Source organism: Butyrivibrio sp., assembly GCF_024699075.1.
Genome location: NZ_JAILQF010000065.1, coordinates 1 through 10,433, shown reverse-complemented (window position 1 = coordinate 10,433; position 10,433 = coordinate 1). Strand labels below are relative to the sequence as shown.

Annotated in this window: 9 protein-coding genes; 1 reads left to right on the top strand and 8 read right to left on the bottom strand. The window is 39.1% G+C overall.

Annotation, left to right across the window (positions count from 1 at the left end; genetic code table 11):
* Nucleotides 1–289 precede the first annotated feature (289 nt).
* The 7 genes from K6G87_RS02410 to K6G87_RS02380 form a co-directional block, all read right to left on the bottom strand.
* On the bottom strand, nt 290–1,027 hold the full coding sequence (locus K6G87_RS02410) for an amino acid ABC transporter ATP-binding protein (protein WP_296833393.1): 738 nt from the start codon (nt 1,025–1,027) through the stop codon (nt 290–292).
* Nucleotides 1,017–2,537, bottom strand: coding sequence for an ABC transporter substrate-binding protein/permease (locus K6G87_RS02405; RefSeq protein ID WP_296833390.1), 1,521 nt, complete (start codon nt 2,535–2,537; stop codon nt 1,017–1,019). The genes K6G87_RS02410 and K6G87_RS02405 overlap by 11 nt, the downstream gene beginning before the upstream one ends.
* 124 nt (nt 2,538–2,661) lie before the next feature.
* Entirely contained in the window at nt 2,662–3,585 is a 924-nt protein-coding gene (locus K6G87_RS02400) for an AEC family transporter (protein ID WP_296833387.1), read from the bottom strand.
* Nucleotides 3,585–4,583, bottom strand: a complete 999-nt coding sequence (locus K6G87_RS02395) for an NAD(P)-dependent oxidoreductase (protein ID WP_296833384.1) — start codon at nt 4,581–4,583, stop codon at nt 3,585–3,587. The genes K6G87_RS02400 and K6G87_RS02395 overlap by 1 nt, the downstream gene beginning before the upstream one ends.
* Before the next feature lie 26 nt (nt 4,584–4,609).
* The gene (gene hisC, locus K6G87_RS02390; RefSeq protein ID WP_296833381.1) at nt 4,610–5,710 is read right to left on the bottom strand and encodes a histidinol-phosphate transaminase; all 1,101 of its coding nucleotides are present in this window, start codon (nt 5,708–5,710) and stop codon (nt 4,610–4,612) included.
* 56 nt (nt 5,711–5,766) lie between these two features.
* On the bottom strand, nt 5,767–6,603 hold the full coding sequence (locus K6G87_RS02385; protein WP_296833378.1) for a dimethylarginine dimethylaminohydrolase family protein: 837 nt from the start codon (nt 6,601–6,603) through the stop codon (nt 5,767–5,769).
* A gap of 71 nt (nt 6,604–6,674) precedes the next feature.
* Nucleotides 6,675–8,306: a M20/M25/M40 family metallo-hydrolase gene (locus K6G87_RS02380; RefSeq protein ID WP_296833374.1), complete on the bottom strand. Its 1,632-nt coding sequence runs from the start codon at nt 8,304–8,306 to the stop codon at nt 6,675–6,677.
* A 301-nt stretch (nt 8,307–8,607) separates the two neighbouring features.
* On the opposite strand from K6G87_RS02380, the gene K6G87_RS02375 reads away from it, so the two are divergent.
* Nucleotides 8,608–9,765 carry a PucR family transcriptional regulator gene (locus tag K6G87_RS02375; RefSeq protein ID WP_296833371.1) on the top strand — a complete coding sequence of 386 codons (1,158 nt, stop codon included), beginning with the start codon at nt 8,608–8,610 and terminating at the stop codon, nt 9,763–9,765.
* Nucleotides 9,766–10,215: 450 nt separating this feature from the next.
* On the opposite strand, the gene K6G87_RS02370 is transcribed toward K6G87_RS02375, so the two are convergent.
* The coding region (locus K6G87_RS02370) for a hypothetical protein (protein ID WP_296833368.1) at nt 10,216–10,433 on the bottom strand (218 nt) is incomplete at its 5' end.

Genomic DNA, 10,433 nt, shown 5'->3' with positions numbered 1-10,433 from the left:
GATCTTGAGGAATCGTCTGTTTTACGGATAAGCTATATCATTTCAAATCCTCTTATCCGTAAGTCTATTTATATTTGAGGCGAGAAGGCTATTGCCTACGGATAAACTCTAGCACAGCAAAGCACCTTATCCGCAAATCTTCATTCACAGCACTTCGGAATCGTCTGTTTTACGGATAAGCCATCTCTTTTCAATACCGCTTATCCGTAACCCCATGTATATTTGAGTTGAACAAAGCTCATGCCTGCGGATAAACCCTAGCCCTACAAAGCCCCTTATCCGCAAATCCTCACACCACTTTAGACAGGAATTCTCTTAGTCTTACGCATTTAGGATTTCCAAATATTTCTTCAGGGCTTCCTTCTTCTTTGATTCCCTGTTCGTCGAAGAACATGACTCTGTCTGCGACCTCTCTGGCAAATCCCATTTCGTGAGTTACTACGACCATGGTCATTCCCTCATCAGCCAGCTCTTTCATAAGGTTTAAAACTTCCCCTACCATCTCAGGATCCAAAGCACTGGTTGGCTCGTCAAACAGGATCACTTCAGGGTTCATGGCCATGGCTCTTGCGATTGCAACTCTCTGCTTCTGTCCACCAGAAAGATTATCAGGATACATCAGGGCTTTGTCCAAAAGGCCGACTCTATCAAGAAGTTCATCTGCCTTTTTATTGGCTTCTTCTGCGCTCATAAGCTTGAGCCTTACAGGAGCAAAAGTGATATTTTCCCTGATAGTCATATGTGGGAAGAGGTTAAAGTGCTGGAACACCATTACATTCTTTCTTCTTATAAGGTCAATATCTGTCTTCTTGTCAGTAAGATCCATTCCGTCAAAAAACACTTTGCCTGAAGTTACCTTTTCAAGCTGGTTCAAGGTTCTGATGAAAGTGGATTTGCCGCAGCCCGATGGCCCTATGATGGCTATTACTTCGCCCTTTTTGATCTCCATATTTACGCCGTTTAGTACCACATTGTCGCCGTATGATTTTACCAGATTCTCTACTTTAATAAGTGTATTATTCTTCATGTTTTCTAAGTCCCCTTTCCATTTTGCCTGTAAGCTTTGTAAGTATCTGTACTATGACAAGATATATGATCGCTACTGCTATAAGCGGCATAAATGCATCATATGTGATGCTGCGGATGATATCGCCGCCTCGTGTCAGATCAGTAAGACCTATATAACCACAGATTGAAGTCTCCTTGATAAGAGCTATGAATTCGTTGACAAGAGCTGGAAGCGTATTCTTAACAGCCTGAGGTATTATGATATAAAAAATAGTAGTTACATAATTAAGTCCAAGTGATCTGCCTGCTTCCATCTGTCCGCCATCAACTGACATTATTCCAGCTCTTATAGTCTCAGCCATATATGCTCCTGAGTTAATGCCAAAAGCTATGATAGCTACAAGAATCTTATTTATACTAATTGAATTAAAAACTACATAATAGATAATAAGGAGCTGGATCATCATAGGGGTCCCCCTGAAGATTGTCAGATACAGTCTGCATATGCAGTCCAGTATTCCCAGCTTTCCAGTTGTCTCATAAGTACTGCGGATAATAGCAACTATAAATCCCAAAATAAGTCCTATAATGATCGCGCATACTGCTATGATCAGTGTATTAACAAGACCATTAGCTATATACTTCCATCTGCTGTCTGTTATAAAATTCCTCTTGATGTTATCTACAAGTCCAATAGATGACTGTGATTCTGTTCCGTTATTGACTATGATAACCTGTGTTGAAGTCGTATATGGATCAGAGAAGTTGATTGACTTAAGTCTTTCCTCTGTCATAGTCATTCCGGCTATTCCGACATCCGCTTTTCCCGTATTGACTGCATTAATGATCGAATCGAATTCCATGTCATTGATCTCGGTCTTCATACCCAGCTTGTCTCCAATAGCTGTTATTATCTCGATATCAATACCTACGATTGTTCCTTCGTTGTAATACTCATATGGAGGAAAAGTTGCATTGGTTGCTACTACAAGGGTTCCGTTATCATAGGTTGTGCCCTCAGGTGTTACATACGGGCATGTTCCCTTGGTATCATCACCTATATAGTTGTCCTTGATCATATCAAGAGTTCCATCAGCTTCGAGTTCTGCAAGAGCTTCATTTACCTGACCAAGGAGTTCGTCATTACCTTTGGCGATACATATCGCATACTCTTCTATTGCAAAGGCTTCATCCAGGATTTCCAGAGAATCATCATCTTTGGTAAAAGCAATTGCGGGCTGCTCATCAACTATTACGCAGTTGACCTTATCCTGCTTAAGGGCCTGCACTGCATCTGCTGTCTTGTTGTACCTTTCAACAGTTGTTCCTGCTTCATCTCCTTCGTAGTCAGACGCATATATATCACCAACAGTTCCAAGCTGAACAGCAATTTTAGCGCCCTCAAGGTCATCTATAGATGATATGGTCTTAGTATTTGCCTCCTCATCATTTTGAGAATTTCCGCATCCTGATAGTACTGACACCGCAAGAAGCGCTGTTGTTATTAGTAGTCGTAGTCTTTTTTTCATAAATAATCCTCCATATAAATAGGAGCCCATAGCCATATGCTATAAGCTCCTTTGCTTTAAATTTATAATTTATCCTGCATAGTGCAGGATTCTTGCACGCCTTTTTATTTTGTCATACAAGAAGTCATCCTATCATTTGTGTGAAAAGAGGCAGAGTCACAAGCATCACCAAAGTAGTCTGCATGACAGTTGATGTTGCAAGCTCAGGTTCTACCCTGTACTTCTCCGCCATTATTATATTAAGCGATCCCGATGGCATGGCACTTAGTATTACCATCGTAGCTGTGATCTCCATATTTGCGCCTATAAGCCTCATGACACCAAGGACTATCATAGGGATTATCAGCATCTTCATGATGCTAAGCATGAATGCTCTTTTATTAACAAACAGCTCTTTGTAATTCATACATGAAATCTGAGCACCTATTATCAGCATAGATACCGGCATCATCGCATTTCCAAGAAGATCCAGAGATTCAGTTATGACTCCCGGGAATCTGTATGGGATCATATACAGGATAATAGTTGTAATGGCGACTATAGATAATGGATCTTTTAGTAAATGAGTTATCTTAAAATCTGACTTTCTCTCATGTACAGCATCCTGCAGCATATACATTCCGATAGAGAAGTAGACAAGATCAAATACGCAGTTGAAAACTACCGCATACAATACTCCAACATCTCCTGCTATCTCAGAAAGTACAGGTATCCCGAGAAATGCAGTATTAGCAAATGTCACAAGCAGGATTTCTATTGCCATCCTGCGCTTATCCCTGCCAAGGAGCTTAAGTATCCATATCCCGCTCCCAAACATTATTATGTAGTAGATCAGGGCAAGAAATAGTATTTCAACCGCTCCGCCAGCATTTACAATTGAGAATTCCTGCTGACTTGATGCGATCATACTAACAGGTAAAAGGATCCTTACAAGTACATCAGATAACTTATCTCTTGAATCCTTATCTATAATCCCTGCCCTTGCACCGGCATAGCCAATAGCTATTAGAATTCCAATCTTGATAGTAAGGTTTACAGATACTGGCATCACTTACACTCCCTGACTATCTCTGCTGCCATATCCTGCTTTCCTTTAAGGCAGTAACCAAGATTCTCTCCGCTTATCTTTTGCAGAGCCTTTATGGAATCATCGCTATAAAAAGCGCTGTGAGGCGTCATTATCACATTTGTAAGTCCCAGCAGCCTGCACTCATCAAGGCAAGGCTCTTCAGCTTCAAGTACGTCAAGACCTGCTGCCCTTATCTGACCTTCCATAAGTGCTTCATATAAGTCCTCTTCACATACCGATGCACCTCGCCCTACATTTATAAACATTGGTTTCCTTGCCATTTTAGAAAACGCTTCTTTGGCAAAAAAATGTCTGTTATCTTCTGTAAGATTCATGTGATTTGAAATTATATCTGCTCTTTTAAATGCTTCATCTGCAGTTACGATCTCTACATTGTTGGCTTTTGCACTAAGTACATCTGCATATGGGTCAACAGCTATGACTTTCATATTGTATCCTGCAGCTATCTGGGCCACCCTTCTTCCTATACGTCCGTAGCCAAATATTGCAAGTGTCTGATTACTAAGAGTTCTACCACCTGATATGTTGTGATATTTCCAGTTTTTTTCCACTTCTATATCTTTTGTATAGAATTTAAGGTTTCTGTTTAGTGCATTTATAAGCGCAAATGTATGCTCTGCGACCTCTTCTGTGCAATATTCTGCGATATGACATACCTTTATTCCATGCCTGTTTGCAGCTTCGCAGTCAATGTTACCATAACCAACTCCGCTTACAGATATGTATTTAAGACTATCAGCTTTGTCTAATATCTTTTCTCCAATTTCAAGAAAACCTGTAATAAGACCCGCAGCTCCTTGGAGCTCTTGTATCAGCTGATCGTCATCTTCATATGCACATACTTTTATTTCATAAGCATTGTATTCATCTGAAAGTGTATTTTTAAGCGCTTCGAAGGTTATATCATAGCTCTCTTCCAAAGCACTCTGATAATCACATATAAGAATTTTGTTCATAATGTTCCTCTTTGGTAAGACTCAGATCAAATAACCTTCTTGATCCCGGATTTATCGTTTTCTCTTGCTTCTTCCAGGATTTCTTTTATCGCAATAAGAACCACCATCATTTCGTATTCAGTTCCTATTGTGATCCTGAGATGATCCTTTAATCTCTCGTCGGCAAAGTGTCTTGTGAGGATTCCTTCCTCTTTTAACTTGTCACATAAAATCTTGGAATCTATAGCGTCTGATTTACAGAATACAAAGTTAGCCTTTGAAGGGATTACCTCAAATCCCAGCTTTTCAAGCTCAGCCTTGAAATTCTCTCTGTTTTCAATTGTTGATTTTACGCATTTGTCAAAATAATATGTATCCTTAACTGCAGCAATTCCGGCAGCCATAGTAAGAGAATTCATATTGAAAGGGTTAAATGAGAACTTGATGCTGTTAAGATCTGCTACGATCTCCTTGGATGCAACAGCAAATCCTACATGCATTCCGGCCATATTACGGGATTTTGAAAATGTTCTTACTACTACAAGATTAGGATATCTCTCTACAAGAGGAAGACAGGTCTCTCCTGAATAATCAACATATGCTTCATCTATGATGACCATTCTCTCAGGGTTCTTTGCAACAAGTCTCTCAATATCATCTACAGATACAGAAAGGCCTGTAGGATTATTGGGATTAGCCATTACTATATCGCCCTTAAGATCCATGTAGTCATCAATGTTAACTGAAAGGTCTTCTCTTACAGGTATCTCTTCCATATCAAGACCGTAAGTCTTGGCATATGTTCTATAGAATCCATAAGTAATATCCGGGAAGTAGATCTTCATACCTCTTCTGAAAAAAGACATAAGTATAAAGCTAAGCACTTCATCAGCACCGTTACCTACAAATACTTCATCTTCTGTCAATCCATATACATCTGCTATAGCTCTTCTAAAGTCTCTGCAATGGGGATCAGCATAGAATCCCATATTCCAGATCTCCTTTTTGGAAAGTGCTTCAAACACCTTGGGTGACGGCGGCATTGATGTTTCATTGGCATTAAGCTTTATATACAGCTTGTCCTTTGGCTGCTCGCCTGGTACGTATGGCTCCATCTCTTTATACTCATCTACTAAAAATATACTCATCTTTTTCTATCTCCTGTATTTAATATCTTTCAAATTATGTTTAATGTCGCTTCCTTTTAATATCTTTCAAGTGGGAAGGTCATGCAGTGTGGACCGCCGCCTGCCTTTAATATCTCTGTTATATCTAGTTCGACTACCTTCATTCCGCGCTTTGCAAGCTCTTCATTAACTCTCTCGTTGCGCTTTAGAGACATTACCTTCTTATCTCCAAGCGCCTGAAGATTACAGCCATGAAGGAAGATACTCTCCTCCGGAACTTCAATGATCTCTATATCTCTTTGTGAAAGAAGCTTTCTGAAATCCTCCGGAAGTCCTTCCTTGTATGAAACTGCCAGGTGCTCATCTACAAGATTGAAGCACATATCAAGGTGAAGATATCTTGGATCAAGATGCACACCTGTTACTTCATATCCGAGAGGCTCTAATATCTTTCTGATCTCTTCAAGACCCTTGTCATTGGTTCTGTCTGCCATTCCGACTGTCACCCATTTTTCATTCATGAACATGAAGTCACCGCCTTCAAACAGGCCTTCCTTAACTTCGCCTATCATAGGGATTCCCAGCTCTTCCATGCGCTTTTTGTAATCAACATGTTCCTTGTATCTCATATCCAGCTTGAATCGTCCCATGATATAGCCCTCTTTGACGCATCCGCCAAAGTCTCTTGCAAAAACCGAATTAGGCCTTTGTTCATCCGCATCAAGATATTCAACTTTGATATTGTTGGCTGCATAGGCATCTGTGAATGCTTTATGCTCTTTGAGCATTGTAGCAACGTCCATTGTTGTATCTTTCCATTTTTTGGCTATCTCATTTATTGGCGCCGGCTTTAAATACTCCGGTCTTGATACCAGTACTTTTCTAAGGGTACTTGTCCCGTCCTTTACAAACATCTTGTGATCTCCTTTTTGCAGTATTTATAAGAACTCTTCTTGTTTTTTTATAAGATCTTGTATATTCCTTTTTACAAAAACTCTTTCAGCGCTTTCTGTATAAGTTTTGGAAGTATATCAAAACTATATGGAACATATAATCTCTCCGTCCACTTATGCGCATCCTTGCCGTGAACTCCGAAATTGACTGCCTTAATACCAAGACTTCTTATCTTGTCTATTGGCAGCGGATACAGACTATCCATCTGCGGGAAATTCTGCTTAAGATGCTCTATTGAGCTCTCCGAATCATCTATTGCAAGATAACTACTATCAGACAGACTTGGGAAAAATCTGTGAATGTTATATTCAACGTTTTCTTCCTGTTCTATCTCTTTTGTAATTTTTCCAAGTCTTTGTATCAGCTCCTCATCGGCATCCTGAAGAGTATTATGAGGACAATATGGCGCTGCAAAGTACATTACAACTACTGATTCATATATACCTGCCTTGGACAAAAGAGTCCTGATAAGCTCTATCGGTATCTCTCTCTTATCTACGCCTTTATCTTCCTGCTCTTTAGTTATTTTTGTAAGAAGCTCATCTATATCTTCGCCTGTCTTATTATTCTTATCAGCAAGTTTTCTGAGCTCTTCAAAGGTCATAACGTGGCACGGATAATCGATAGCTGTATAATCTTTGCCGCTTAAGCTGCAGTATTTCTGGTAATTACTGTTGTACTCATAAAGGGAATCCTTTACTGCGCTTCTTGCAGAATCCATAAGACCTGCTACTATATCCTCCATACCTTTGTTATGTACGAAGTAGTTAAAATAAACAAAGGCTTCTTTTGCCGTCTGAACGTTGTACCAGGGTTTTAAATCTTTCATCTTAAGGACTGTTGGCGGAAGTGAATATTCACCTTTATATCCATCACTAAATTCAGGATTCAGATTGATCTTTTTGACAAGACCAGCCACAACCGTTGTGGGATCAAAGCCTTCAAAACACTGTCCTACATGTGTCTCCCTGCCTCTTACATAGAAGCACGGAAGGAGCTTTCCAACTACTCCTGTATATATGTACTGATGCTTATCACCCTGATACATAGGACATGTATAGTCATTATTGATAGCAAGAACATACTCAAGATCATGCTTATTCTTTAAATCTATGAGGGTATCTATTCCTTCTATGATTCCTGTATGAAGATTTTCTTCTACCGGATTACAGGATAAAAGAATGTTGCCGGAGAAGTCTTCGATATGCTCTGCGATATGCTTTATAAGCACCATGAATACTGCGTCTCCGCTCTTCATATCACATGCGCCTCTTCCAAAAATATATTCACCGGATTCAAGATCCCATCTTACATCATCCGGAAGCTGAATCTTACTAAGTCTCTCCATCAGCTTGTCGCAGTCAAAGGCGTACTCTGCAAGATCGCCATAGTCTTCAACTCCAACTGTATCTGTATGTCCATGGAATATAATTGTCTTTTTGTTATCATCTTTTTCGCCCTTAAGTAGTGCAAATACGCTGCGCCTGTTAAGAGGATCATCTTTGAGAGACTGAATTATCACCTGATCTGAATGCTTCTTAAAATATGGAATATCTCTAAGATAGTTCTCGATGAAGACTCCTATATCATGCTCTCCACTTGTTCCATTAACACTTGGAACCTTTACCATAGACTTGGTAAGTTCTATCAGTTCTTCTTTCATAACCCATCTCCTGTCCATCATTTGAAAAAAGAGGCTCGTGGTCCTTTGATCACCACAAGCCTCTTTGCTCACAAACAATATTTTTTCCTAAAAGAGAAGGGGACCTGTGGTATTGCCACAAGCTCCTTTGCTCACAAACAATTTTTTTTCCAAAAAAGAAAGGACCCGTGGTAATACCACGAGCCCCTTTGCTCTTGTCTTGAATTGTTTATTATAATACATATACTTTTTTCAATTTGCTATGGAAAAAATACTATAAATCTGTTATAGTTTTTGTAATTTTTACAAAAGGAGTTTTTGTATGCTGAGTTTATCATCACTTAATAACTTCGATTTCTTCAATCAGTTCAAGCTTATTGCAGGTCAAAATGGCCTGTACAAAAGCATTGCAAACGTAGTAATTCTTGATTACGAAGGAATTGAGGAAGCTTATTATGGTTTTCAGGCAGGTGATTTTGTAATTACCAACCTTATGTATGCCAAGGATGACCCTTCAAAAATATATAAATCCTTTAATTCTCTTATAGAAATCGGAGTTTCTGCATTTGCGATTAAGACGATCTTCTATAACACTATTCCTGATGAAGTAATAGCACTGGCTAATGAAAAGGAAGTTCCTATATTTACCTTTTCTGATATTTTCATAGAAGACGTAATACTTAATGTCACAGATTATCTGCGCTCTTCGACCAACTACGATTATTATGAGAAGCTCATAGACTCTTTTATCACAAAGCCATCTTATCAGAATGAAATACAACAGTTCACAGGGGCACTGAATATTTCATATGACAATAACTTTGCAAGCTCCATGTACCTTGGATTCAAGTCAATCGTCAATGACTTTGCGCTTCAGAGAACCCTGAACAAAACTCAGCTGGCTCTGGAACAATTGTCCGGAAAAGATGAAATATATGTTGTCAAATATAAAAGCGGTATGCTCTTCATAGTCTTCTTCAAGTCAGAATCGGATATTCCACGAGATCTGAAACGCTTCTGGAAAAACCTGATACATAAACTATCCATTCAGGCATCTTTATATAACATTGGAATCAACGACAGCGTCCTGGATATATCTATGCTTGATATTGTAATGCGCAGATCCATATATGCGTTTAATATGTGTCTGTCGACCGGCAAGAATAATAGAAGCTATAGTGACCTTGGGACACTTAACGCAATATATCCTATGATAAGCGATTCATATATAAAGCAGTACCGCATTGAGCTTATTAGCAAAATAGAACCAGGCTGTAAGAATCTTGAAGATTTCCATTCTACCGAATCCTATAGAACTCTTAAGTCCTGCATCGATAATAACTTTGATATGATCCTGGTTGGCAATGACCTGTTCCAGCATCAGAACACTATCCGCTACAGAATCAAAAAGATCAAGGAGCTCCTCGGCATCACAAACGATACAATGTTTGGTATGGTAGCGGTTATCCTGACTCAGTAGGGTAAACTCTAGCCCATCAAAGCCCCTTATCCGCAAATCTTATTTCACAGCGCTCTGGGATCGTCTGTTCTACGGATAAGCCATATTGTAACAAGACCTGCTTATCCGTAAGGCTTGTTATATTTGAGGTCAAGAAGGTCCATATTTACGGATAAACTCTAGCCTGGCAATGCCCCTTATCCGCAAATCTTATTTCATGATCTTGAGGAATCGTCTGTTCTACGGATAAACCATATTGCTATAAAGTCTCTTATCCGTAAATCTATTTATATTTGAGAACAACAAGCCTCATGCTTACAGATAAAAAAACAGCGCTTTAGTTGTAATAAACTAAAGCGCCCTTGCTTTATCTGATCAGCATAAGCCACTATATCTACCATTCAATAACATTAAAAAATTCTTCAATGTTACTACTACGCTTACCTCGTGTCGCAAATCTCAAGTCTTCAATTATCTTATAGCAATGTTCAAATATCCACCTGTATTTGGACTTTGTGTATGTTCCCCTTCAATGAATGTTGAGATCTTTCCATGAGGAAATGTAGCAATTACAACATCTTCGTTGAAGTCATTTTTTTTATATGTAACTTCAGAAAAATTATTTTCTATTATTTTCTTTGAAACTTCCCACCAAGCTCTTTCAAACTCAGGAGTCGGATAATGAGGCC